The following is a 24637-nucleotide window of genomic DNA, read 5'->3' as shown; positions in this document are numbered from 1 at the left end:
AGTTGCAGTAGCTGCTAAAATCACCATTACCTTGGAAAACATAACATCATCTCTCGATTACAACGCTTTATGAAATCCCGTTCCCTGTCCCTCTGCGGACTTTTTCTTGGCTTGGCGATCGCCACCGGTTGTACCCCAGCTACCAATAACAATGGTGCCACCGATACAACCACTGATCCTGATGCTCCCTCCAGCGAAGCAACCGGCGAAATTAACCTTTACTCTTCGCGGCACTACGACAGCGACGCAGAATTATACGAAGCATTTTCCGAAGCTACCGGCATTGAAGTGAATCTCATCGAAGGCAGTGACGACGAACTCCTAGAACGGATCAGAACCGAGGGCGAAAATAGTCCCGCCGATGTCCTGATCACAGTAGACGTGGCCAGACTTTGGCGCGCCCAACAGGATGGTTTACTGCAACCCACAGAGTCCGAAGTGCTGACCAGTGCCATTCCCGAAAACCTGCGCAGTAGCGACAACACTTGGTTTGGTCTGACAAAACGGGCACGGATTATCGTATACAATACCGAAACCGTTGATCCGGCTGAACTGTCCACCTACGAAGACCTTGCTGATCCGAAATGGGAAGGCCGGGTTTGTGTCCGCAGCTCCAGCAACACCTATAACCAGTCCCTCGTGGCTGCGAAAATTGTCGAAAAAGGCGCTGAAGCCACCGAAGAATGGGTACAAGGTTTAGTGGCGAACTTCGCCCGCGAGCCGGAAGGGAACGATACCGCCCAAATTCAAGCTGTCGCTTCTGGGGTTTGTGATGTCGCCCTGGTCAATAGTTACTATGTCGCCCGTCTGCGTGCCTCTGAAGATCCCCAAGATCAAGAAATCGTGGCAAATATTGGGGCATTTTTCCCGAACCAAAACGAAGGCGAAGGTGGCACCCACATCAACATCAGTGGGGCTGGCATTATCGCCAATGCACCGAACGTCGAAGCAGCCCAAGAATTTTTGGAGTTTATGGTGACCCCAGAAGCCCAGGAAATTTTCGCCAACAATAATAATGAATATCCCGTGGTGGATACCGTTGCCCCCAATGACGTGGTGGCCCAGTTTGGCGACTGGACAGCTTCGGATCTACCCCTCGAAAGTTTTGGTGAGCAAAATGCCGAAGCCGTCATGTTGATGGATCGCGCTGGTTGGAAATAGATCCGGCCCCCTGCACCATTTGTTTTTCCTCTTATTGATGTACATAGCAATGATCTTCCTTCAAGACCTTTGGGGGAAGATTTTTTTTGCAAGAGGCTCCATCGAGGCCCGTTCATTTCTGTTATTTTTCAGGAGATTGACTTTTTCCCATAACCGCAATGAGGCGAAGATTTGATGGCGATCGCCACCGAAAGGAAACCAAAACCGAATCAGTTCCTCAGCAGATTATTCAGGGTCACAAACATTAGCTATCCCCGGCGAAAATTGCCCCCAATCTCCAGGGCCGAGCCGCCCAAAAGCCCTTCTTATCCCAACGCCAAGCCCGCGCAAGTCTGACAAAAAACACGTCGATTTTCCCGTAAAAAAACTTAATAGCATAAACCCGTAAAACCAGTTAACCTACGAAACTGAGCAGTCTTTTAATTTTGTTAACTTTCTTTAACAAACCTTTTAATATCTATTCATTTTCAGTAAGAACAAGGGACTTATTTCTATGGTCGCTAACCTAGCAACAATGTTGAGAGAGGGAACGAAAACTTCCCACACGATGGCGGAAAACGTTGGCTTCGTGAAATGCTTCCTGAAGGGAGTCGTGGAGAAAAAATCCTACCGGAAGCTTGTGGCAGACCTTTACTATGTTTACTCAGCGATGGAAGAGGAGATGGAGCGCCTCAAGGATCATCCCGTCGTCTCCCAAATTTATTTCCCTGAGTTAAACCGTAAACAAAGTCTCGAAACGGATCTACGCTATTATTTTGGCCCCAATTGGCAAGCCGAAGCGAAAATTACTCCCGCTGGTCAAGCTTATGTGGATCGCATCCATGAAGTGGCCCAGACTGCACCGGAACTATTAGTCAGCCATTCCTACACCCGCTACCTGGGCGATCTCTCTGGGGGACAAATCCTCAAGAAAATTGCCCAAAATGCGATGAACCTCGACGGCGAAGGGACGGCCTTCTATGAGTTTGAGAATATCTCTGATGAAAAGGCCTTTAAAGACAAGTACCGGGCGGCAATGAACAGCTTGGATGTGCCGGAAGAAACAGCAGAGCAGATTGTCCAGGAAGCCAATGATGCTTTTGGCATGAACATGAATATGTTCAAGGAGCTAGAAGGAAACCTCGTTAAGGCCATTGGTGTAATGCTTTTCAATACCTTGACCCGTCGCCGCACCAAGGGCAGCACCGACGCTGATCTATCTCCGGCGAGCAACTAACAAGTTTCGTCTAAACCTCAAACAATGAATTCCTCAGTCGCGGTTGTGATTGGGGAATTTTTTTAGCTATGGGTTTTGGGAAGCGGGAGAATTGGTCTCTGTATCAGTGGTTTGGTTACTTTGGTTTTGGTTCGAGGTTTGGCGATCGCTGCGGGCAGTGGCGGCGGATAGACCCTCGCCTTGGTAGCCGAAATACCACAGGGCGATCGCCGCTTCCTGTTGAGTGACCGTTTTTTGGGGTTGGAAGAGGGTGGTATAGCCAAATACCCGCCGCACATTGGCTTGGTCACCGTTTTGAAAGTCCACGTAGAGGGCTTGGAGGGCTCTGGTGTCAATTTTGGCGGCATCCTGAAAGCCCCAGGTTTCGGCGATATTATCGAGGCTGGTTTGGGGCAGAGCCTGGCGACGGTCAAGGGGCACTTTCCAGGCGATCAGGCTTTCCCGGGTGAGGGGGGCATCGGGGCGAAAGGTGGTAATGGTGTCGTTGGTGAGGCTTGAGGGAATAATTCCGGCTTCGGCCAACCCTTGAATGAACGGAAAGTCGGGGTCGCTGGCCGGCACATCGGTGAAGATGGGTTTACTGCTGGCAGGGGCGCGACGAATTTGTTGGTTTTGGCGATCGCCATAGATCGCGTTGTGGGCCTTGAAGAGCCAGCGGGCAAATTGGCGTCTGGTGATCACCGTATCGGCCTGAAAATCCGCAGCGGTAAAAACCTGGAGGTCAACGAGATCTTGTACCTGGGTAGGAAGTTCCGCATTTGCGTTATCGGTCGGTACTGGATCGTTAGTCCCGGTGGTACTTAAAGTTCGGTAACTGAGGACGAAGGTGGTGCCTACAACGGCTTGGTCAGAGTTATTCGCTGTGGGAGAAGTGGCTTCTGACAAAGACAGGGTTACTTCTAGGTCGCTGGTGCGGGCGACAATTTCTAAGAGATTATCCGTCGCGGTAGCGGGGGACGCGACAATTTCCCAGGGAGTTTCACTAAAAGCTTTACGGTAAAAGGCTTCGAGACTCTGGACATTATCGGCGATCGCCCAAACGGTGGTCTTGTCTTCTGTTTGAATGAGGGTGGCCTCCGGGTAGAGGGGAATTTCTGCCGGAAAATCAGTCGGTAAAGACGAGCTGCTATCAGCCCCTTGTTCCTGTTGTTCTATAAGGTCTGGATCGGGGGCTAGGCTCTCTTCCAAATTGCCCAACTGGGCACAGCTCCCTAAGAGAACCAATAATCCACTCAAAAGTCCAAATTTCTGCCAACTGTACTGCACGCCTGGTTTGCCGCTAACTTCACATCGTTTGTGATCCTAGCGTATTCCCTCGCTCGGTTGGCGATCGCCTTTTTGGAAAATCGAGTTTAAGAATCCCTGAAAAAATTATGCCCCTTCAGAATCTTTTGCCTCCTTGGGCCGCGGGACAAAAGTAGTGGGTGGCGGTGGGGTTTCGGGGGATGTTGTCACCGTCTTTTTCTCCTTTAACTCGGCCAGGAGAGCTTCCATATTTTGCAACACTTCATTATTGCTAGTATCTGCATCGTTATCCTGCAACAGGCCTTTCACCTGGGCCAACAGCGTCCCCAATTTCCCGTCGTCTAAAAGACCATTGACCAACGACAAACCGCTGGTCGAGAGCAGCAATTTATTAATTTCCCCCAGTCCCGTCCCGTCGCCATTGCTGCCCGGAAAGGCAAATACTTTCGCATCGCCCAGGACACCGGGTTGGGGAGCGAGGGATTTCATAATATCTGGCAGTTGATCGGCGAGGGTCGGCAAAAAGAGCTTCATTAATTCAGCAGTGCGGTTGGCATTGCTCAGGGCATTTTCTGCTTCGATTAGAGCCTGTTTCCCCTGGGCTTCAGCGAGGGCTTGGTAGCGGTTGGCATCGGCCAGGGTGCGGATCGATTCGGCCTCTAGTTCCGCCGCTTGACGGGCAATTTCTGCTTGACGTCGCCGCCGGAACACATCAATTTCCACCACGTTTTGGTCGGCGATGCGTTTTTGATCGGCTTCTTTTTCAGCATCAATGATCGCCAGGCGTTGTTCCCGGTTGGCCTGTTCGACGGCCTTGGAGGTGGCCACAGCTTCTTCGGCCCGGGTGCGTTCGGCCTCGGCGGCGAGGCGTTCTTTTTCTTTATTGGCAATGGCGATCGCCGCCTGTTGTTGGGCGATTTTGGCTTCCTCTTCTGCCTCCGCCATGGCAATTTTGAGGGCTTTATTTTGCTGCTCGAGGGAAATATCGGCGGCAATTTGATTTTGCTGAATCGAAAGTTTCTGTTGAATTTTCTCCTCTTCGACGGCCTTTTCCTGAAGAATGCGATTGCGTTCAATCTTGGCTAATTCTTGATCCTGGGATGCCTGAATTTCCTGGGCCTGTTGTGCCTTGAGGAATTCAATTTCCTTCGCTTGATTGAGCTTGGCTTCTTCCTTCGCCTTAGCCAGCTTCAGGGATTTTTGTTCGGCGGCGAGTTCCTGTTCTTCGATTTCTACCTTGGTGTTGAGTTCTAGCTCTCGCTTTTCCTTCAGCACCGTTAGCTCAACATCGAGTTTTTGTTTAATGGATTTTTGGATTGTTTCCGTGCGGAGGCGGACGCCTTGGGCATCGAAGAAATTATTTTCATCGTAGGTGTCGCTTTCTTCGATTTCAGAAATGGCAATATTGTTGAGGGTCAAACCTACTTTCTTGAGATCCTGCTGAATTAGATTCAAAACCTCGTCAGCAAATCCCAGTTTGTCAGAATCAATTTCGGCAATGCTTTTGCGTTTAGCGGCGGCCCGAATTGCGTCATCGGCTCGTTTCTCCAGGGCTTCTTTGATATCTGCTTCGGAAATGCGCCCCTGCTTGGATAACCGGGCGGCAGCGACTAAAACATCTTCTTCATTGGCGTTGATACAAACGTAAAATGTGACCCGCATATTTGCCCGCAGGTAATCCTGGGTGCGGACAGCGAGATTTCCAGTACGTTCGACATCGATGGAAATTTCCCGCAGCGGTACGCGAGTTAACTCGTGGAACCCCGGTAGAACAATGCAGCCTCCGTTGAGAATGACCGTTTTCTTTTTGCGAATGACGCCCCCGGTACGGACAAAGGCTTCGTTGTTGGGGGTAATGACATAGACCCTGGTGTAGGCCCAAATGCTCATCAAAAAGAGCACAATCAGGGTGACGATAATGCCTGGAAAGATCAACGCGCCACTAACGGGGAGTTGGGCGGGGGTCAGGGTGGCCGAGGCCGGGGAGGTGGGATGCGGATCAAGCCGCAGTGCCTGGGTGTCGATTTCGGAATCGAGTAACTCTACATCCATGATGCTCAGTTCAGGCAGAGATTGGAGCAGGGTAAACCAAAACTTCATGGGGCACGCATCCTTTGGTAACGGGCATTCTGTTTTTATTTTGCCCGTGTCCCCTGGGAATCAAGCGATTCACGCAACAATATTTACATCTGTCCGATGAATGGGCTTTTTGCGATCGCCAGTTCCAAAAAAACAGTGCGGTAGGGAGCCCATGGCTATGTACAATGGAAAAACTGTTTGCTCTCCAGAGAGCTTTAGAGATATTTGTACGAGAGAGGACAAGAAAGGTTTATGAACGTTGGCGATCGCATCCGTGTTACGGCATCTGTCATTGTGTACAACCACCCCCAAAACCGGAAAAAAGCCTTTGATCTAAAAGGTATGGAAGGGACCATCGAAACGATTATCGGCCGCCCGATCACCGCAACGTTACCAATCAAAGTCCGGTTCGACCCGAAATATGCGGCCCACCTCCGGGAAGAGGAAATCGAAGTCATCTAAAATTCAGTCAGGGGCGATCGCCGGCCCAGCTATAAATTAACCCAACGAATTATTTTTTTGAGGGTGCTCTCGATGGGACATTAGGACTGACCTAGTGTCCTTAAGTTTTTGGATTCACTTTGGTCTGTAGGGTCAATGTCTGCCTCTGGGGTAAGTTCTCCAGTGCCGCCACACAGGGGACAGGTCATTTCGTATTGGGCTTGGCCACCACAATCGCGCTCGATAATAAAACCTTGACCCGCACAATATTGGCACAAAAGAGTTGTGGTATCAGTTGTCATGGCACAGAAGAAAATAAAGAGCCTGCTCCATTGAACACCAAATTTCTCTCTGGTGACACCACAGAACGCAAAACAAATAGACTCTAATAAAACATTCAAGACCACGCAAACCTTGGAACCCAGAGGATTATGGTGACAACTTCTTCTCGCTGGCAATTTTGGATTGATCGAGGTGGCACCTTTACGGATATCGTCGCAAAACGCCCCGATGGCGGGCTAGTTACCCATAAGTTGCTGTCAGAAAATCCAGAATGTTACCCCGATGCGCCGGTGCAGGGTATCCGGGATTTATTGGGTCTCAGTCCGGATCAATCGATCCCCACTGAAAATATTGAAGTGATCAAAATGGGGACGACGGTGGCGACCAATGCTCTCCTGGAACGCAAAGGCGATCGCCTAGTTCTCGTGATCACCCAGGGCTTTCGGGATGCGTTGCGTATTGGTTATCAACATCGCCCGGATATTTTTGCCCTAGAGATCAAGCTGCCGGAGATGCTCTATGAACAGGTGATCGAGGCGGTGGAACGAGTCGATGCCCAAGGCAATATTTTGCAGCCATTGGATCTTGGTCAAGTGCGGCAGGATTTACAAAACGCTTTTGATGCCGGGATTCGCAGTTGTGGCGTGGTGTTAATGCATGGCTACCGTTACCCTGACCACGAACGACAAATTGGGGCGATCGCCCAGGAAATCGGTTTTACGCAAATTTCCCTATCCCATGCAGTGAGCCCGTTGATGAAGCTGGTTAGTCGGGGCGATACGACGATGGTAGATGGTTATTTATCGCCAATTTTGCGCCGCTATGTGGATCAGGTGGCGGGTTATCTCCAAGCCGAGGGCCAGGGGCCAAAACTGATGTTTATGCAGTCCAATGGGGGTTTAGCAGAGGCTAGTCAATTCCAAGGAAAAGACAGCATTCTCTCTGGGCCAGCGGGGGGCATTGTCGGCGCGGTAAAAACCTGTGCGATCGCCGGCTTTGAGAAAATTGTCACCTTTGACATGGGGGGCACCTCCACCGATGTTGCCCACTACGACGGCAGCTATGAACGCAGCTTTGAAACGGAAATTGCTGGGGTACGCTTGAAAACACCGATGATGGCGATTCACACCGTCGCGGCGGGGGGCGGTTCCCTGGTGCAATACGACGGCGCACGGTTTCGGGTCGGGCCAGAATCTGCCGGGGCGCATCCGGGGCCAGCCTGTTACGGCAAAGGGGGGCCACTGACGGTCACGGACTGCAATGTGCTCCTGGGGAAAATTCAGCCGGAGTTCTTTCCGCAGGTTTTTGGCTCAGACGGTAAAGCTCCCCTAGATCGCGCCATTGTTACAGAAAAGTTCCAAGCCCTCGCTGAAACTTTAGCGCAAGAGCCCGCCGAAATTGCCGCTGGTTTTTTGGCGATCGCCGTGGAGAATATGAGCAACGCAATCAAGCAAATTTCCCTGCAACGGGGCCACGATGTGAGTGACTATGCCCTCTGCTGTTTCGGTGGGGCTGGGGGACAACACGCCTGTATGATCGCCGACACCCTGGGGATTAAAACTATTGTGATCCATCCCTTTGCGGGGGTGTTGTCCGCCTATGGCATTGGTTTGGCCGAAATTCGCATCTTAAAGGAAAAAGCCATTGAAAAGGTCTTAGAAGCGGATCTTTTCCCTGAACTAGAAGCAGAATTCCAGCAACTTAAGCACCAGGCGATCGCAGAACTTAGTCAGCAACATCCCCCAAGCGAAGCGGAAATTTTTGAGGAACGAAAAGCCCATCTGAAATACCAGGGCACTGACTCGACGTTAATTGTCACCTTCGCTGATCAAAAAACCATGGTGGCAGAGTTTTCCGCCCTCCACCAACAACGCTATGGGTTTACTCTGCCCGATAAGGCGTTGATCGTCGAATCCATTAGCCTGGAGTTCATTTGCGAAACCCAAGCCGCGACGGAAACGCCCCATCCCCAACGCACTGCTGGCCCTGTAAAACCGATGGAAACCGTTGCGATGTATAGCGGTGGTCAATGGCAGCAAACCCCCATCTATGACCGCGCCGTCCTCCAGCCCGGTGATGTCATTCCCAGTCCAGCCCTGATCATTGAAAAAACTGGCACAAACGTGATCGAACTCGGTTGGCAAGGCCGCTTAAATGAATACAATCACTTGATTCTCGAAAAAGTAAGAGACATATCCCAGGCGATCGCCCCCGTAGAATCAGATTTCAGTCAACCGGATCCTGTCACCCTCGAAATTTTTAATAATCTCTTCCGGGCGATCGCCGAACAGATGGGGGTCACCCTGCAAAACACCAGTTACTCGGTCAATATCAAAGAACGGCTCGATTTTTCCTGCGCTATTTTCGACCCCCAGGGTCACCTTGTCGCCAATGCTCCCCACATTCCTGTCCACCTCGGCTCCATGAGTGAGAGCGTTTATAGCTTGATCCAGGCCCACGGGGCGCACCTCCAACCTGGAGATGTCTATATGTCGAATAATCCCTACAATGGCGGCACCCATTTACCGGACGTGACGGTGATCACGCCTGTTTTCGCCCCAGGACAAGGAAAAAATGCCACAGCTAAACCCTTATTTTTCGTTGCGTCTCGTGGCCACCATGCCGATTTAGGGGGGATTACACCGGGATCAATGCCGCCCCAAAGCACCCAGATCCAGGAAGAAGGAATTCTCATTGACAATGTCTGTCTTGTGAAACAGGGAGCATTCCAAACGGAAACCGTGGCGCAATTGTTTACCGAAGCGGCCTATCCTGTGCGCAATCTAACGCAAAATCTAGCGGATCTCCAGGCGCAAATTGCCGCCAATGAAAAAGGACTCCAGGAACTGCAACGGCTGGTACACCATTACGGTCAAGGGATGGTTTTGGCCTATATGCAGCATGTGCAAGATAACGCCGAGCAAGCGGTAAAACAACAACTTAAACGACTCCGGGATGGGGAATTTACTGTCAATCTCGATAATGGCGATCGCCTCCAGGTCAGCATCCAAATTAATCACGAGCAGCAAACGGCCACGGTGGATTTTACCGGCACTGCCCCCCAATCGAAGACGAATTTTAACGCCCCGAAAGCCGTAACCCAAGCGGCGGTGTTGTACGTTTTTCGGAGCCTAGTACAGGACGATATCCCGCTAAATTATGGTTGCCTCAAGCCCATCAAAGTCATTATTCCTCCAGGCTGTCTGCTCAACCCCCAATATCCAGCAGCAGTGGTGGCAGGCAATGTGGAGGTATCCCAAAATATTACCGATTGTTTGTGTGGTGCTTTGGGGGTGATGGCGGCTTCCCAGGGAACAATGAACAACTTCACCTTTGGGAATGCCCAGTATCAATATTACGAAACCATCTGCGGCGGCTCCGGTGCTGGCCCAAATTTTCACGGGACGGATGCGGTGCAAACCCACATGACCAATTCTCGCCTGACGGATCCAGAGGTCTTGGAATGGCGTTTCCCGGTGCTCCTAGAAGAATTTTCCATCCGTAAAAATAGTGGTGGCCCAGGAGAATTTCATGGTGGCAATGGCGTGATCCGTCGTTTGCAATTTCGGGAACCAATGACCGCCGCGATCTTGTCCAGTCGGCGATTAGTAGAACCCTTTGGGCTAGAGGGGGGCTTACCGGGCGCTTGTGGGGAAAACAAAGTGATCCGCAGCGATGGCACTGAAACAATATTGCCCAGTACCGTTGAAGTGGCGATGGAAAAAGGCGATCGCCTAGAAATCCAGACCCCTGGGGGGGTGGCTACGGTTCCCCTGGTTAAATGCCCTTCGCCCCGGTAATTTTCGTCTGATCGTTCACGTAGGCAAAATAAAACTTTGTGCCACTGAGATCGGTTTCGCGTAGGTTACTCCCCAGAAAGCTGGTGTTGTGGAGCACCGCATCCTGGAAATTGCTGCCACTGAGATCTGCCTGGTCAAAATTGGTATTTTGCAGGCGGGTATTGCCGAAATTTGACTTGGGAAAAACCGTTTCGATGCAGGTGGCACAGGACAAATCCGCCCCAGAAAAATCAATGCTGCCCTGGTAATAGGGATATTTCTTGCTGCCTTGGGTGGCACTGCCATTGAGGTTTGTGCCGCAGAGCCGCGCGCCGATAAATTTAACGTTCGACAAATTGGCATTGGCCAACTCCATTCGCTCCAGATTCCCCTGGGAAAAGTCCGCATCTACCAACACTGCCCCTTCCCATTGACTGTTAGTAAAGGTTGTTGCTGTAAAGTTGCCTTTTTTGCCGTTGGTTTGGTTGAGGATCGCCCCTGCAAAGCTCGCCTGGAGACAGTTGGTTTCTCCCAGATTGCCCCCGCACCAGTGCACATTCTGGAGATTTGCCCCCTGGAAATTGGCGCGGTGGGCATTGGCTTGATTCAAAGTTGCAGCGGTTAAATTGGCTTGGTTGAAATCAGCGTTCACTAGACAGCTATCCGTTAAGTTCGCTTCCGTGAGATCTGCTTGGCTAAAGTTAGCCAACTCGCCATTGATGCCCGTTAAATTCGCTTGCATCAGTTGGGCCTGGCTTAAATTTGTGCCTCCTAGGTTCGCCTGACTCAGGTCGGCCCCTCGTAAATTCACCCCCTGCAAATTGGTCTGACTGAGATCCATGCCGCTCAAATCAGCACCGGCGAGGTCGGGTAAATAGGTTTCATATTCCCGGAATTGGTTCCAGGCTTTGATGCCAGCTTCCCCGGCTTTGAGGAGTTGGATCGCGCGCTTGGTGCTGATCAGGTTAGATGACTCCTGGGGCGCTTCACTATCGGGTGAATGTTGGGTAGTCTTTTTTTGTTTGGCTGTTTTTTCAAAGTGAGCAAGAAGTTGTTGGATCTGCTGTTTGATACGGGGTGAGTGCACCACCGATAGGGCTAATTCCAGATAGGTTTTAATTTCTGGGGCGATCGCCACCGGATTGTTGTCGAGCAACTGGCGGCTGTAGAGCATTAAAACTTCACCGTAGAGATCGGCGCATTGGGTATCGGTGGGAAATTGCCCGTAGAGACTCTGGGCCTGGGCGATCGCCGCCTGGAAATTTTGTTGATCCCGGAGTTCTCGAATTTTTTGCAATCGATCTGCTTTTTCAGTGCCTTGGAGGTCTTGGTTATATTTTTGTCGCTGTTCTGGATTAGACAAAATTTCGTAAATCTGATTGAGTTCCTTAAAGTCTTCCTCCGCTTGTTTCCGTTGGTCGGCGGGGGTATTGATCGTCAGGGTGTCTGGGTGGAGGGCGATCGCCTTGCGTCGGTAGGCCGTTTTAATTTCCCGTTGGTTGGCCGTAATCTGAATCCCCAAAATCTCGTAATAATTCATAAGTGCCCTGCTGCGACCGATGATTTTCTATCCTAGTACCCACCTTTTAACCCGTCGCAAGGGTGCCGTGATTTATCAACTAAACGTTAAAAATATTTATGCTTGGATACGCAATCGTTATGATCTAGAAGAGTGACAAATAACCCAATCTTTTTTGAATCACTTCATTTTTACTGCTGTTCCGTAGCCCCCGATGCCCCACCAACCCCTACCGATCCAAACCGAAAAACCCGTTTATTCTTGGGCTGGCCATGATTTAGCCTCCCAGGAACTGCAAATGGCGAAAAATGTGGCCTCGCTGCCGTTTGTGTTTAAACACGTTTCCCTGATGCCCGACGTTCACCTGGGGAAAGGAGCCTTGGTGGGTTCTGTCATTGCCACAAAAGATGCCATCATTCCTGCGGCGGTGGGGGTCGATATTGGCTGTGGGATGGCCGCCCTCAAATTGCCCTTTAAAGGCGATCGCCTCGACGGCAAACTTAAGCAAATCCGCAAAGACCTCGAAGCCATTATTCCCGTTGGTTTTGAAGAAAATAAAGACGTTGATAAAACGGTGAGTAATTGGGGCGGCTGGCAAAACTTTAAAGATCTCCATCGGGGCGTGAAAAACCTCGAAAGCAAAGCCCTGAAGCAAATGGGTTCCCTCGGTGGCGGCAATCATTTCATTGAGGTGTGCTTGGATGAAGAAAATAATGTGTGGTTAATGCTCCATTCCGGTTCGCGGCATATTGGCAACAAACTTGCCCAGTGTCACATTGGCACCGCCAAGGATCTTCTGAAACTCGCGGAAACTAAAGTACCAGATCCCGATCTCGCTTATTTCGTGAAAGGTACGCCGGAATTTGAAGCCTATTGGCGCGATCTCCAATGGGCTCAAAATTATGCTCATTTCAATCGCGATGTGATGCTGGCGCGGTTTAAAAAGGTCATCGAAAAACATCTCGCTGGTGGCAAACCAACAAAAGCCCTAATGTTTGTGAATTGCCATCACAACTATGCCGAACAAGAAACCCATTTCGACGAAGAGATTTACGTCACCCGTAAAGGGGCAGTGCGGGCACGCCAGGAGGACTACGGTATTATTCCCGGTTCCATGGGCGCAAAATCCTACATCGTTAAGGGTAAAGGCAACGTGATGAGCTATTGTTCCTGTAGTCACGGTGCGGGACGTTTAATGTCGCGGGCCAAAGCCAAAAAAACCTTTACCTTAGATGACTTAGTGGCTCAAACGGCTGGGGTTGAATGTCGCAAAGATACCGGCATCATCGACGAAATTCCCGCCGCCTACAAACCCATTGAGCAGGTGATGGCGCAACAGGCAGATTTGGTGGAAGTGGTCGCCACCCTGAAACAAGTGCTTTGCATCAAGGGCTAGTGAAAAGGCGACATCGGAAACTGACTGAGGTAGTCCGACGCGACGATCATCGAGCCAATGCCATCGTTGGTAAAGATTTCGAGCAACAGAGCATGGGGGATCCGTCCGTCGATAATGTGGGCTGCTTTAACGCCTTGGGCCAGCGATCGCACACAACAGGTCACCTTGGGAATCATCCCCCCGGACACAACACCTTGATCAATTAACTCCCGCGCCTGCTGCAGATTCAAGCGGGGAATTAGGGTTGCGGGATTATGGTAATCCTCCAAAATACCAGGGGTATCGGTGAGTAGGATCAGTTTTTCGGCACTTAGGGCGGCGGCTAATTCCCCGGCGACGGTATCGGCATTGATATTGTGGGCTTGACCTGTTTCATCGGCGGCCACACTGGAAATGACGGGTACATAGCCATTTTCCACGAGGGATTGAATCAATTTGGTATCAATGGTGGTCACTTCCCCGACAAAACCAACCCCTTCTTTCCCGACATGGCGGGCTTGGATCATATTGCCATCTTTGCCACAGAGGCCCACGGCAGCGCCGCCTTCTTGGTTGATTAAGGAAACAATTTCTTTGTTAACCCGACCCACAAGCACCATTTCCACCACATCCATGGTGTCGGCATCGGTAACTCGCAGGCCATCTTTAAATTGAGGTTCGATGTTTAGTTTGGCCAGCCAGGTATTAATCTCTGGGCCACCGCCATGGACAACAATCGGCCGCATACCGATACAGGAGAGAAAGACAATGTCGCGAATGACTTTATCCTTGAGGGTGCTGTCTTTCATCGCTGCGCCACCATATTTCACCACAATGGTACGCCCTGCAAATTGTTGCATGTAGGGCAAGGCTTCACTAAGGATGCGGACGCGGGTGGCTTCGGCTTCTCTGATGTATTCGCTTTCCATGAATTGTTGTCGTTTCTAAGGATGGACTGAGCGCGGTGAGGCGGCTCGACATGGGTCGGTATTGTACGGGATCGGCGATCGCCCCATTTGTTCCCGATTAGCATTTTTAACGAATTTTTAGGTTTGGGTCTTAATTCAAGGGCGATCGCCAATAAATTCTGGCGGTTTTCGCAGCACCGAAGGAATTTGGGCGATGATGTCCTCTGCCACGGCCCGGGGGGGACGATTGCCGGGAATTTGGATATGTAAATCTGCCTCCGCATAACGCGATCGCCGCTGTTGGAGTAGTTGCGTTAATTTGCGCTCAAGATCAACATTTTGCAAAAGGGGGCGCGACGTATCACTCCGCAGCCGTTCTACCAAGATTGGCACTGGCACATCCAGCCAAATGGTCAAACCCTGGCGCAGATAATACCAATTGGCCTGGGACACCACAATACCGCCCCCCGTCGCCACCACCGTCCGGGTTTGTACCGCGATTTGCTTGAGGACTTGGGTTTCGAGTTTGCGAAATTCCGCCTCTCCCATCTCGGCAAAAATCTCACTGATCGACTGCTTTGCCAGGGTTTCAATGATGCTGTCCGAATCCAAACTGCGGTAATTCATCAACTCCGCAATAATTTCTGCGAGGGTGCTTTTCCCCGTGCCCATCATGCCGATGAGATAAATATTTAAACCTTTGAGCAAATCATCCATGGATTAGCGAGTCCAAACCGACAGACAACTATCATAAAGGGTTTTTTCCCACTGCCCTAACGACGAGAGCCGAGGGGAATTAAACTGCCCAAAATCAGACCCAGGCCGACCCCAATGGCGAGTAAGATGCCGAAGGGTAAACGCACCGATTGCCACAGAAGAAAGCGGATCGACACCAGTTCAATATTCTGGATTGACACCACCGCCACCACCACTATCACAGCAGCAAGGAGAGACATGGCGATCAAGCGGCCTAGGGTCTGCATGGGTTATGCTCCGCGACTAAACAGCTTGAAATAGCTTGCCACAAAAAATTCCTTGATGGGAAACAACAGATAGGTGAAGGGGTTGATGGTGACAATAATGTTGCGAAAATCTCGCCTAGCCCCACCGACGATCCCCTTCGCGACCCAGCGGGCTGACATCACGCCCACGGGATTTAAGGCACTTTTGAATGGCCCTAAAATTAGCTTGCGGATCACGATGGGAGAATCCAACCGCTGTAAAGTAACGAGATCGCCTAAGGCCCGCTTACTCAGTTCATAGAGAGGACTGACGGCGGGACTGACTTCCGCTTCGGAGGTGTTTACCCAAATTTCTTTGCGTACCCGGTCTTGGTTGGTTTCCACAGTGCTAAGGAACAGCTCAATTAAACGCTGCTGGGAAAAGGTATTGATCGCGTAGGATTTGTGGATTGCTGCGGGGGTGCGATCGCCATGGACATTGATCCCGTGGTTAAGGACAAGAATGTCAACTTTTTTTAAGGTTTCTAATAAATCTGCTTCTGCGCCGATCTGCCAAGGCACCGTTTGCAGGGGGATTTCTTGATTCTTAATTGTCAGGGAAATCGTTTCTTGGCTCGAAGTGAGGGCGATCGCCTTGGCTCCAGCCTGGTGTAGTTCCGTGAGGAGAGCATGGCCCAGGGTCCCCGAAGCGCCCGTTACAGCGATTCGTTTACCTTTGAGAGAAAGTGCCGTGCCCATTAGTTTATCCACGAGGGTAAAGGTGCCACAATAATAGGCCTCCTGGTTATCAAAATGGTGTCGCCAGTGGTAGGGGCGATTCACAAACCAATCCCCTGGTAACTCGGTAAAGTCTCCGGGACGGTGGGTCAGATCCGTCAGTTCATCCACGTAGGGTAAACCCAAACCCCTAGCGATCGCCGCCCCCAAAAACGAGAGCGTATACAAGCAGCCCGCCAATCCCAGCCAAGCCGTCGGCACTGCCAGCGCAACCAATAGCCCCCAAAGCAGTAGCCCAAAACTGAGCATCACCAGCGCCTCTGGCACATCATTGTACCAATGGGCTTTTCGGTAAATTTCCGCGTTGACTGGCGTTAGATCCCGCCGGAAAACCCGATGGTGCCATCCATGGAGGCGGCCCACTGGTTCCCAAACATGGGCAAGGACATGGTACAAATCCCGCACCAGTTCCACCCAAAAGACAGACCCAAAAACCAGACCACTACCGAGAACAAGTTGGCTACTGCTGATCATGCCCAAAGAATTACAAAAGAATTATCGAGAGTTTTTGCTACCCAATTGTTGTAGCATTGTTTCTTTTTCTTGGGAACTTCAGACGTTGCCCAACCCTCCCAGGCTAACAACCCAAGCCCTCCCTTTGGCGATCGCCTTAAACCCCACCACACCCTAAACTTGATGTCTGCCAATTTGTACTTGACAAAAATAAAAATCAGTGGATTTTAAAGTTGTTTTTGATGGCGATCCCCGCAAGCTTCGACAAAATAAGGCTTTAGGCAGCCCCGCAAATCTTAAGACACCCTGAATTTTTCCCGCTGATTTGCAAGACAATGTATTAGAATGGAGCCAAGTTAACAAAAATTAAAATATGCTGGTTCCAATTCTCATCTTTGATGTTGCCTTAGTTGCGTGGTCACTCCACCTGATGCAACAGGCATTTGACCAACAGGAGTTTTCTCTGATGTTGGCAGGAACCTTAGTTGCCGCCGCCGCCGCTGCCATGATGGTTGTGTACTTTTTGATGAACAACTGTCTCCATCATTTGTTATTGTCCTGAGAAGCAAGCAATAAAACTCCTAACATAAAGCCCCCCATGCACGATGGAGGGTTTTATTTTGGCCTTAACCGAAGCTGTTGGTACGAAATTTTAAGCTTCTACGCCCACAACAGCACCATCGAGGGCCTCGACTAATTGGCGCACCGTTGCCACCATCGCCAGGGGATCGTTGAGTTTGTTGATTGCAGAGCCGACGCCAATCCCAGCAGCACCAGCGGCGATCGCCATGGGAGCTGTCACATCAGACAACCCAGACGCACACATCACAGGGACATCTACCGCGCGGGAAATGGCATGGGCTGCAGCCAAGGTGGGCGCCGCCTTTTCGATTAAACCAAGGGTTCCAGCGCTGGTGGGACGGCTGGAAGTACCCCCTTCTGTTTGGATAATATCTGCACCCGCTGCCACGAGTTGTTCGGCAAGAGCAACCTGCTCATCGAGGGCGAGAATATGGGGAACAGTCACAGACAGGGTGACATCGGGAAGTAAAGCCCGGGTTTCTTTAGTGATTGCCAGCACTTCTTCTGCCTCAAAGCGAATCCCCTGGGCGTAGAATGCATCAAAGTTTCCAATTTCCACAAGATCAGCCCCCGCTTCAACCGCATCAGCTAAAACTTGAGCATCAACCCCAGACACGCATACAGGCAGAGAAATGACTTCTTTCACCTGACGAATCAAATCTGCATCGGCGGCAATATCGACGAATGTTGCGCCACCGGCTTCGGCTGCCCGGGCCACAGCGAGAACATTGGTCGCATCAAAGTTATTCAAACCACTAATGACTTTTAATGCCCGACGTTGAGCAAAGGCATCTTTGAGCATGGGATCCATAGAATCAAACAGTTATTCAAAATTTTTGCTTCCCTCTAGTGTATCCTTCAATGTTCCTTCCTTCGCCGCTGGATCGCCTGACTCGCTAAAATTGTTCGCGTCCCCCTAGAGAATCTTGGTAATGGTAGAACAATGCGATGCAAGTTTGAAAGTCTGTGCGCAGAATCTTGGCCTCGACCGAATTGATCGCCATGTGTTTATCTGTGCTGATCAAACGAAGCCCAAATGCTGTGATAAGCAGGCCAGCATTGACGCTTGGAATTATCTCAAAAAACGCCTCAAAGAATTGGGATTAGATGCTCCTAGTGACGCTTCACCCCACATTTTTCGCACGAAAGCGAACTGTCTCCGGGTCTGTAGTCAGGGGCCGATTTTGGTGGTTTATCCCGATGGCATTTGGTATCACAGTGCCACACCAGCGGTCATTGAACGGATTATTCAGGAGCATTTAATCGGCGATCGCCCCGTCCAAGATTATGTATTTATGGCCCATCCCCTACCCGAACCATCACCAGTAAACCCCGTCCCAAATCCCTAATCCCAGCCAAAATTCCTTTGCTAAGATTTGGCTAACCCTGATCTTTGCGACCCTATTCCTGCCATGAGCGATTTTCCTAATCCCCAAGGTACGACTCTACTCCTGATTGACGACGATCCCAATCTCATTTTGTTAGTGCGCGATTATCTCGAATTTCGCGGCTATGACATGTTGACCGCGGCCAATGGTGTCGAAGGCTTGCAAATCCTCGAAGAGACAACCCCTGACTTAATCATTTGTGATGTGATGATGCCAGAAATGGATGGTTATACCTTTATCCAAAATGTCCGTCAAAATTCGCAAATTAGCTGGATCCCGGTAATTTTCCTCTCGGCAAAGGGGCAAACCCGCGATCGCATCGAGGGCCTGAACCAAGGGGCGGATGTGTACCTTGTGAAGCCTTTTGAACCAGAAGAATTAGTCGCCCAGGTGGAATCGTCGTTAAACCAGGCCCGGCGTATCCTGAGTCATTCTGGGGCGACAACCTCGTCCATGGCCTTTCAGGTGCCGAGTCATGTGGAGCTTACCCCCACGGAAACTAAGGTTGTGAGCTTTGTGGCCCAGGGACTTTCTAATCGGGAAATTGCCGAAAAGCTCAATGTAAGCCAGCGCACCATCGAAAGTCATGTGTCCAATATGTTGAACAAAACCAGCTTAAATAACCGCACGGAACTGGCGCGGTGGGCCATGGACAGTCGATTGGTGTAAAAGGCTTGACAATTTCCGGTGCGCTTTTGCTATACTTGCATACGGTTTAGAGACCAATGCCCACGTAGCTCAGTTGGTAGAGCAGCTGATTTGTAATCAGCCGGTCGCAGGTTCAAGTCCTGTTGTGGGCTTCTAAAATTAAATGTTTACCAAACAAATGAGGAAAGGCGATCGCCTTTTACTGAAGGAGCACCATGGCGGCGGAAATTATCTGTGTCGGCACTGAGATTCTCTTGGGAGATATCGTCAATAGCAATAGCCAGTACCTTGCCCAGGAGTTCGCAAAGCTTGGCATCAGCCATTATTTTCAGTCTGTGGTGGGAGACAATATTGCTCGCATCCATTCCCTCCTAGAGATTGCCGTGCAACGGGGGACAGAAATTATTGTCTTTACGGGTGGCCTTGGCCCCACCCCCGACGATCTCACCACCGAGGCGATCGCCGCCTATTTCCAAACGCCCCTCGTCGAGCGACCAGAGATTGTCGCCGATATCACCACAAAATTTGCCCAACGGGGGCGCATCATGACCCCCAACAACCGTAAACAAGCCCTTTTGCCGGAGGGAGCGGAGATTCTCCCGAATCCGACGGGAACTGCCCCTGGTCTGATTTGGCAACCCATTGAGGGACTAACAATTTTTACCTTTCCGGGCGTCCCTGGGGAAATGAAGCGGATGTGGCAAGAAACTGCTGTCCCCTACCTCAAGGCCCAAGGCTACGGTCAGATTGTGATTCACAGTGAAATGATGCGCTTCCGGGGCATTGGTGAATCGAGTCTAGCCGCTAAAGTGAATCATCTTTTTGCGTTGACGAACCCGACCGTAGCTCCCTATGCCTCCAAGGGAGAAGTCAAGTTACGGGTGGCAGCCCGGGCAGAATCCGTTGCCGCAGCTAAAAAATTAATGGATCCGGTGGTTGCAGAAATTAAGGCGATCACCGGATTGGATTATTTCGGTTCCGATGGGGCCAGTCTCCCCCTAGTCATCGGCGACTTACTACGGACGCGCCAGGAAACCCTAGCCGTTGCCGAATCTTGCACTGGCGGCGGCCTAGGCGCACTAATTACAAGCGTTTCCGGCAGCTCCGACTACTTTTTAGGAGGCATTACCGCTTATGCCAATGCGGTAAAAATCAATCTTCTCGGCGTGAATTCCGCCGACCTGCAAAACCAGGGAGCCGTCAGTGAAACCGTGGCCCAACAAATGGCGCAGGGGGCCAAACAAGCCCTCGGTAGCGATTGGGGCATTGGCATTACCGGCATTGCTGGCCCGAAGAGTGATGACTCCGCCAAACCCATCGGCTTGGTTTGTATCGCCTGGGCCGATCCCCAAAATCACGTATTTAGCCACACCTACCGCTACGGTACAGACCGAGACCGGGAATTGATTCGTTACCTGAGTGCCTGTGATGCCCTCGATGGCCTCAGGCGATATTTAATTTAAAAAGCGACAAATCTTAAAGTTTTGTTACGAAATATTATGGTTTCTGAGGAAAAAGTCTAAGCCCTAACTAAGGATTCGGCGATCGCCCCCCGAAAAGCTTGTGTTATTCTTAATATATCTATAAGAACAACGTACCAAAGACGCCAAGATTTATGATGAATAAATTAGAGCGTGGTACATCGAGTTTACAGGAGTCGTCTTTTTGATGGGCTATATCGAAAAAGTACTGGAAAAACTCAGAGAGTGGGCGGGCAAAGTCATTGAAACCCTCCTTGGGCCAGCGGCCGAACCTGAGCCTGAACTCATCCCGATCCCTGTCCACGACCGTCAACGTCGCCGCTACTAAAGGCCTCGGACGTTGGGATGCTAACCTTATTAGTTAATCTGCGTTAGGTTCACCACCGTTGTCCACCCTGAATATCCTTGTGCTCCACGGGCCCAATTTAAATTTGTTGGGCTTACGGGAGCCTGAAATCTACGGCGCCACAACCCTCAAAGACATCAACACCCGCCTCGAAAAGGAGGCAAAAATTCTTGGTGTTTCTCTGCACTGTTTTCAATCCAACCATGAGGGCGCGTTAGTCGATCAGATCCAGGCCGCCCTCGGTAAATTTTCTGGCATTTTGATTAATCCGGCGGCCTACACCCACACCAGTGTCGCCCTTAGGGATGCTTTAGCGGCGGTAAATTTACCCACCGTAGAGGTGCATCTCAGCAATATTCACCAGCGCGAAACCTTCCGTCACCATTCCTATATCGCGCCCATTGCAGTGGGTCAAATCTGCGGCTTTGGGGCGGAAAGTTACTATCTCGGTTTACGGGCTTTGGTAAACCATATCCGCGCTAGATAAAAATCGCCATGGTGCAGCGGAGTACAGGAATTTGGCTGGCGATCGCCTTAGGACTTGGGGGAATCACCTGGGCTGTTACGCAACGACAAAATACCTTAACACCCTCAGAATCAGGTTTCGTTACCGCAGATGCTGAGGTGCTTTTTCCCTTTCAGGAAGCGGAGATCCGTTCTTTGTCTTTAGAAATTCAGGGGGAAACCCTCAACTTTGAACAACGTTTTGCACCTGTCCCTCAATGGTGGCTGACCAGTCCCGTTGAAAAACCGGCAAATCGAGGGGCGATCACCTATTTGCTGAATTTACTCATCGAACCCCAGGGTTACGCTAGTTTTTCTGTGGCCTCTGAGGAACTGGCCGATTATGGCCTCCTTGAACCCAAAGCTGTGGTCACGCTCCAAACAGCGGCAACTCAACCCTCTCAACTCAGCCTCGGCACTGAAAATTTTGACCAAACCAAAATCTATGGTCGCCTGAATGATGAAAATATTGTTTTAGTCTTACCGCTGGAATTTCGTCATGCTGTAACCCGACAGTTTTCGGAATGGGTGGATGAAAGTTAAGCGTCAACATTCTAAAGAAATTGTTAGGATCAAATTCCTTTTGTGGTGTATGTTAAGGGTTTCTAACGTGAACGTTCGGGCAATGAGAAGATGGTGAATATTGCGGTTGTTGACTACGACATGGGGAATCTCCACTCCGCCTGCAAAGCCCTAGAAAAAGCAGGGGCCAGCCCCACAATCACGGATCAACCGGAACAAATCCTGGGGGCCGATGCGGTAGTTCTACCGGGGGTTGGAGCCTTTGATCCGGCGATGCAACATCTCCGTGATCGCCACCTCGAAGCCTCGATTCACCAGGCGATCGCCAGTGGCAAACCCTTCCTCGGCATTTGTTTGGGGATGCAAATTTTATTTGACAGTTCCGCCGAAGGCACAGAAAAAGGTTTAGGTATTATTCCCGGCAGCGTGAAACGATTTCAGCCAGAGCCAGAGATTACCATTCCCCACATGGGCTGGAACCAACTGCAACTAACCCAACCGGATCATCCCATTTGGCAGGATTTACCGAAAGATCCCTTCGTTTATTTTGTGCATTCTTTTTATGTGGCCCCGACAGTTCCTGAAGTAAATGCCGCCACCGTCACCCACGGCCAGCAAACCGTCACAGCGGCGATCGCCAAAGATAATTTAGTTGCGATGCAATTTCACCCCGAAAAATCCTCAGCGATTGGCTTAAAAATCCTCGAAAATTTTGTGCACTGGGTTAAGCAGCAATGAAATTCTTCAAGTCTCCTGCAGAAAAATGATTTAGAGATTTATTAAAGTCTCCCTTCCGAAGAGAGATTTAGAGGGATGTCCCCCTTCCCAATCAACTTTCTTTACCTTTACCGTTCTCCTTTACCATGGCCCAAATCAAACTGATGCACGCGAAACTCCACCATTTGCGGGTGACCCAGGCCGAGCTAGATTATGTGGGCAGTATCACCATCGACCAAGCCCTGATCGAGAAAGTGGGAATTTTGCCCCTTGAAGAAGTCAATATCTGGAATGTCGAAAATGGTAACCGCCTGACCACCTACGTTTTACCCGGTGAGCGAGATAGTGGGGTGGTTTGTCTCAATGGTGCGGCGGCTCACCTCTGTACCCCAGGCGATCGCCTGATTGTCGCAGCCTATGAATTACGCGATCGTCTTGATGTTTTAGCGCAAGGTCATACGGCAAAAGTGATCCTGGCCGATGAGCAAAACCGCTGCCAGACGTTTTTTGAGCAACGCCTTGATCCCCAAGGTGCTATTGGCGAAAATTTATCGGTGACAACGCCCAACTCCGTGCACGAAGCCCAGTCATCTCATTTATACTTTCCCCAAGAGTTAAGCTGTTAGCTCACACTGTCCTAGGAGATGGAGCAAGGGCACCACACGGCACCGAGCGAAACTCTTTTGCTCTCCAAACTCTAACAAAGCCATGAAACAAGCCCTCTCCTCCCCTAACCCGAACCTCTCTCGCATCCTTGAACAACTCCGTGACCACTTCCAAAAAACTATCAAGATAATCTCGTTGATATAATTCTCTTTGGTTCCCAAGCCCGTGGCGACGCTGCCCCCGACTCTGACATTGATATTTTAGTACTGCTCAAAAATAAATTTGACTCTTACCAAGAGAACAAGGCAAACAGTCAATTTATCGCCGATCTGTGTCTCCAATACGATACTGTCATTAGTTGCTTTTTGATGAACTTCGAGACCTGGCAGAATACGAATAATGCCTTTACCCGCAACGTGCGCCAGGAAGGGGTGAACCTGTGAAAAAAGAACAAATTAGCCTCATCCAAAAAGCAAAAAAAAGCCTTGATGCTGCCAAGGAACTAGAAGCGCTTGGTTACTATGATTTTGCCATTTCCCGTGCCTACTACAGCATGTTTTATCTTGCTTCTGCTTTCCTCGAATCCCAAGAACTCAACTTTTCGAAGCATTCTGCTGTGATTGCCGCCTTTGGGAAACACTTTGCCAAAACCCAGATCGTCAACCCCAAATATCATCGTTATCTCATCGATGCCCAAAAAGCGCGATCGCAAGCCGATTACAACACCAGCATCGAATTTTCAGAACCAGAGGTGAATGATTATCTGCAACAAGCCGAAGATTTTCTCAGCCTGATTCCCATTCTTGAACATCTTTAAGAGTCAATCGGCGATCGCGCCAGTGTTTTAGCGAAAGGTCATACGGCAAAAGTGATCCTAGCCGACGAGCAAAACCGCTGCCAGACGTTTTTTGAGCAACGCCTCGATCCCCAGGGTGCCATCGGTGAGAATTTAGCTGTTACCACTGCAACATCGGTCGGTGCTTCTATCCACAACAACATCATGCAATCAATTTTCTGATTTTTTCTTTATATTTCTTTAAGGTTTTATGACTTTTGGTATTTTCGTATTACGACAAGGCTTTAAAGACGCACATTCCATAGGATTTGTTGCTAAAAATCATTTTTTGTAATCATTTGAGTATGGATTTTTCCAAATTATGTTGATACAATCCAGACAACCAAAACAAAAAATCAATCATTGAAATACTTTTTTTCTGAGTAAGATTTTTTGTCGGCTAATTAACATGTGTGAGGTTTAAAATTCAATGAAATCCTATTTTTCTAATGTTGAAAAATATTCAAAACTCTCTCTAATCCCCGTTGTTTCTCTTAGTCTTCTGGTTTCAGTAGAAAAAGTTCAGGCACAAACGCAAGCATGTGATTCTTTCGTTGTTGGAAACCTGATTACTCAAGACACCGCTCCCGAAGGAGTTTTAAGATGTCGCGATGATGCGACTCCCCTCGAGGAGTTTTTTGGCGCGACTGATTCGATCGACGGAGACCCAGCGGTTCCCGCTGATGGTGACGGCATCAACATCGGCGATGGTGTTGACGACGATCAAATTAATATTGGTGATCAGAGTGGTGGTCTTGCCGTTGAGACTAACATTGGTGACGAAGCAAATGACGTTCTGAATGTCACTGGT

At 50.1% G+C, this 24637-nt stretch carries 27 protein-coding genes, 1 tRNA gene and 1 pseudogene; 20 read left to right on the top strand and 9 right to left on the bottom strand.

Features of this window, described 5'->3' with window-relative positions; all coding sequences use genetic code 11:
- The first annotated feature begins 69 nt into the window (after positions 1–69).
- Both AACR41_RS04320 and AACR41_RS04315 read left to right on the top strand, forming a co-directional pair.
- Positions 70–1161 carry a Fe(3+) ABC transporter substrate-binding protein gene (locus AACR41_RS04320; RefSeq protein WP_030007618.1) on the top strand — a complete coding sequence of 364 codons (1092 nt, stop codon included), beginning with the start codon at positions 70–72 and terminating at the stop codon, positions 1159–1161.
- Between the two features lie 493 nt (positions 1162–1654).
- The gene (locus tag AACR41_RS04315; RefSeq protein ID WP_012308104.1) at positions 1655–2377 is read left to right on the top strand and encodes a biliverdin-producing heme oxygenase; all 723 of its coding nucleotides are present in this window, start codon (positions 1655–1657) and stop codon (positions 2375–2377) included.
- Between the two features lie 66 nt (positions 2378–2443).
- Here AACR41_RS04315 and AACR41_RS04310 read toward each other — a convergent pair whose 3' ends face one another.
- Positions 2444–3643: an S-layer homology domain-containing protein gene (locus tag AACR41_RS04310; protein ID WP_030007617.1), complete on the bottom strand. Its 1200-nt coding sequence runs from the start codon at positions 3641–3643 to the stop codon at positions 2444–2446.
- 105 nt (positions 3644–3748) lie between these two features.
- A complete protein-coding gene (locus AACR41_RS04305) occupies positions 3749–5722 on the bottom strand; it encodes a flotillin family protein (protein ID WP_030007616.1) in 1974 nt (657 codons plus the stop codon).
- Between the two features lie 231 nt (positions 5723–5953).
- Between AACR41_RS04305 and AACR41_RS04300 the strand changes: the two genes are divergently transcribed.
- The gene (locus AACR41_RS04300; protein ID WP_012308107.1) at positions 5954–6163 is read left to right on the top strand and encodes a ferredoxin-thioredoxin reductase variable chain; all 210 of its coding nucleotides are present in this window, start codon (positions 5954–5956) and stop codon (positions 6161–6163) included.
- 80 nt (positions 6164–6243) lie between these two features.
- On the opposite strand, the gene AACR41_RS04295 is transcribed toward AACR41_RS04300, so the two are convergent.
- Positions 6244–6444, bottom strand: coding sequence for a hypothetical protein (locus AACR41_RS04295; RefSeq protein WP_072007991.1), 201 nt, complete (start codon positions 6442–6444; stop codon positions 6244–6246).
- Positions 6445–6573: 129 nt separating this feature from the next.
- Between AACR41_RS04295 and AACR41_RS04290 the strand changes: the two genes are divergently transcribed.
- Positions 6574–10224 carry a hydantoinase B/oxoprolinase family protein gene (locus AACR41_RS04290; RefSeq protein ID WP_045442236.1) on the top strand — a complete coding sequence of 1217 codons (3651 nt, stop codon included), beginning with the start codon at positions 6574–6576 and terminating at the stop codon, positions 10222–10224.
- On the opposite strand, the gene AACR41_RS04285 is transcribed toward AACR41_RS04290, so the two are convergent.
- Complete coding sequence (locus tag AACR41_RS04285; protein WP_030007614.1) at positions 10202–11743, bottom strand: pentapeptide repeat-containing protein; 1542 nt, start codon at positions 11741–11743, stop codon at positions 10202–10204. The two genes, AACR41_RS04290 and AACR41_RS04285, sit on opposite strands and share 23 nt — an antisense overlap.
- Before the next feature lie 193 nt (positions 11744–11936).
- Here AACR41_RS04285 and AACR41_RS04280 point away from each other — a divergent pair, with 193 nt between their 5' ends.
- Complete coding sequence (locus AACR41_RS04280; RefSeq protein WP_030007613.1) at positions 11937–13118, top strand: RtcB family protein; 1182 nt, start codon at positions 11937–11939, stop codon at positions 13116–13118.
- Here AACR41_RS04280 and argB read toward each other — a convergent pair.
- The 4 genes from argB to AACR41_RS04260 all read right to left on the bottom strand — a co-directional run bounded on the left by argB (position 13115) and on the right by AACR41_RS04260 (position 16218).
- Positions 13115–14026, bottom strand: coding sequence for an acetylglutamate kinase (argB, locus tag AACR41_RS04275; RefSeq protein WP_030007612.1), 912 nt, complete (start codon positions 14024–14026; stop codon positions 13115–13117). The genes AACR41_RS04280 and argB overlap by 4 nt on opposite strands.
- 135 nt (positions 14027–14161) lie before the next feature.
- Positions 14162–14722: a shikimate kinase gene (locus tag AACR41_RS04270; protein WP_012308113.1), complete on the bottom strand. Its 561-nt coding sequence runs from the start codon at positions 14720–14722 to the stop codon at positions 14162–14164.
- Positions 14723–14778: 56 nt separating this feature from the next.
- Complete coding sequence (locus tag AACR41_RS04265) at positions 14779–14988, bottom strand: lipopolysaccharide assembly protein LapA domain-containing protein (RefSeq protein ID WP_030007611.1); 210 nt, start codon at positions 14986–14988, stop codon at positions 14779–14781.
- Between the two features lie 3 nt (positions 14989–14991).
- Positions 14992–16218, bottom strand: coding sequence for a bifunctional sterol desaturase/short chain dehydrogenase (locus tag AACR41_RS04260; protein ID WP_012308115.1), 1227 nt, complete (start codon positions 16216–16218; stop codon positions 14992–14994).
- Between AACR41_RS04260 and AACR41_RS04255 the strand changes: the two genes are divergently transcribed.
- Positions 16217–16375, top strand: a complete 159-nt coding sequence (locus AACR41_RS04255; RefSeq protein ID WP_161768746.1) for a hypothetical protein — start codon at positions 16217–16219, stop codon at positions 16373–16375. The genes AACR41_RS04260 and AACR41_RS04255 overlap by 2 nt on opposite strands.
- A gap of 195 nt (positions 16376–16570) precedes the next feature.
- The gene (locus AACR41_RS04250) at positions 16571–16759 is read left to right on the top strand and encodes a hypothetical protein (RefSeq protein ID WP_030007610.1); all 189 of its coding nucleotides are present in this window, start codon (positions 16571–16573) and stop codon (positions 16757–16759) included.
- Between the two features lie 90 nt (positions 16760–16849).
- On the opposite strand, the gene AACR41_RS04245 is transcribed toward AACR41_RS04250, so the two are convergent.
- Complete coding sequence (locus tag AACR41_RS04245) at positions 16850–17590, bottom strand: DUF561 domain-containing protein (RefSeq protein WP_030007609.1); 741 nt, start codon at positions 17588–17590, stop codon at positions 16850–16852.
- Between the two features lie 121 nt (positions 17591–17711).
- Between AACR41_RS04245 and AACR41_RS04240 the strand changes: the two genes are divergently transcribed.
- The 13 genes and pseudogenes from AACR41_RS04240 to AACR41_RS04185 form a co-directional block, all read left to right on the top strand.
- Positions 17712–18128 (top strand): (2Fe-2S) ferredoxin domain-containing protein, encoded by a 417-nt coding sequence (locus tag AACR41_RS04240; protein WP_030007608.1) that lies wholly within the window; start codon positions 17712–17714, stop codon positions 18126–18128.
- A 63-nt stretch (positions 18129–18191) separates the two neighbouring features.
- A complete protein-coding gene (locus tag AACR41_RS04235; RefSeq protein WP_030007607.1) occupies positions 18192–18836 on the top strand; it encodes a response regulator transcription factor in 645 nt (214 codons plus the stop codon).
- Positions 18837–18894: 58 nt separating this feature from the next.
- Positions 18895–18967, top strand: a tRNA-Thr gene (locus AACR41_RS04230).
- 63 nt (positions 18968–19030) lie between these two features.
- Positions 19031–20278 carry a competence/damage-inducible protein A gene (locus AACR41_RS04225; RefSeq protein ID WP_030007606.1) on the top strand — a complete coding sequence of 416 codons (1248 nt, stop codon included), beginning with the start codon at positions 19031–19033 and terminating at the stop codon, positions 20276–20278.
- Positions 20279–20480: 202 nt separating this feature from the next.
- Entirely contained in the window at positions 20481–20624 is a 144-nt protein-coding gene (locus AACR41_RS04220; protein ID WP_156785477.1) for a hypothetical protein, read from the top strand.
- Positions 20625–20682: 58 nt separating this feature from the next.
- Positions 20683–21129 (top strand): type II 3-dehydroquinate dehydratase, encoded by a 447-nt coding sequence (gene aroQ, locus AACR41_RS04215; protein ID WP_030007605.1) that lies wholly within the window; start codon positions 20683–20685, stop codon positions 21127–21129.
- 8 nt (positions 21130–21137) lie between these two features.
- A complete protein-coding gene (locus AACR41_RS04210) occupies positions 21138–21689 on the top strand; it encodes a DUF4340 domain-containing protein (RefSeq protein ID WP_030007604.1) in 552 nt (183 codons plus the stop codon).
- 90 nt (positions 21690–21779) lie between these two features.
- On the top strand, positions 21780–22406 hold the full coding sequence (hisH, locus tag AACR41_RS04205; RefSeq protein WP_030007603.1) for an imidazole glycerol phosphate synthase subunit HisH: 627 nt from the start codon (positions 21780–21782) through the stop codon (positions 22404–22406).
- A gap of 125 nt (positions 22407–22531) precedes the next feature.
- A complete protein-coding gene (panD, locus tag AACR41_RS04200) occupies positions 22532–23011 on the top strand; it encodes an aspartate 1-decarboxylase (protein ID WP_045442233.1) in 480 nt (159 codons plus the stop codon).
- Between the two features lie 177 nt (positions 23012–23188).
- Positions 23189–23434 (top strand): annotated as a pseudogene (locus tag AACR41_RS16520) (nucleotidyltransferase domain-containing protein); the annotation flags it as partial.
- Positions 23431–23808: a HEPN domain-containing protein gene (locus AACR41_RS04195; RefSeq protein ID WP_030007601.1), complete on the top strand. Its 378-nt coding sequence runs from the start codon at positions 23431–23433 to the stop codon at positions 23806–23808. The pseudogene AACR41_RS16520 and the gene AACR41_RS04195, both read left to right, overlap by 4 nt.
- Before the next feature lie 51 nt (positions 23809–23859).
- Entirely contained in the window at positions 23860–24009 is a 150-nt protein-coding gene (locus AACR41_RS04190; protein ID WP_200870502.1) for a hypothetical protein, read from the top strand.
- A gap of 247 nt (positions 24010–24256) precedes the next feature.
- Positions 24257–24637: hypothetical protein (locus AACR41_RS04185; RefSeq protein ID WP_045442230.1), on the top strand; the 381-nt coding region annotated here is incomplete at its 3' end.

Source organism: Picosynechococcus sp. NKBG042902 (assembly GCF_963864045.1).
Taxonomy (GTDB): domain Bacteria; phylum Cyanobacteriota; class Cyanobacteriia; order Cyanobacteriales; family MRBY01; genus MRBY01.
Note: the sequence above shows the minus strand (reverse complement) of the source record. Positions and strands in the feature narration are given on the sequence as shown.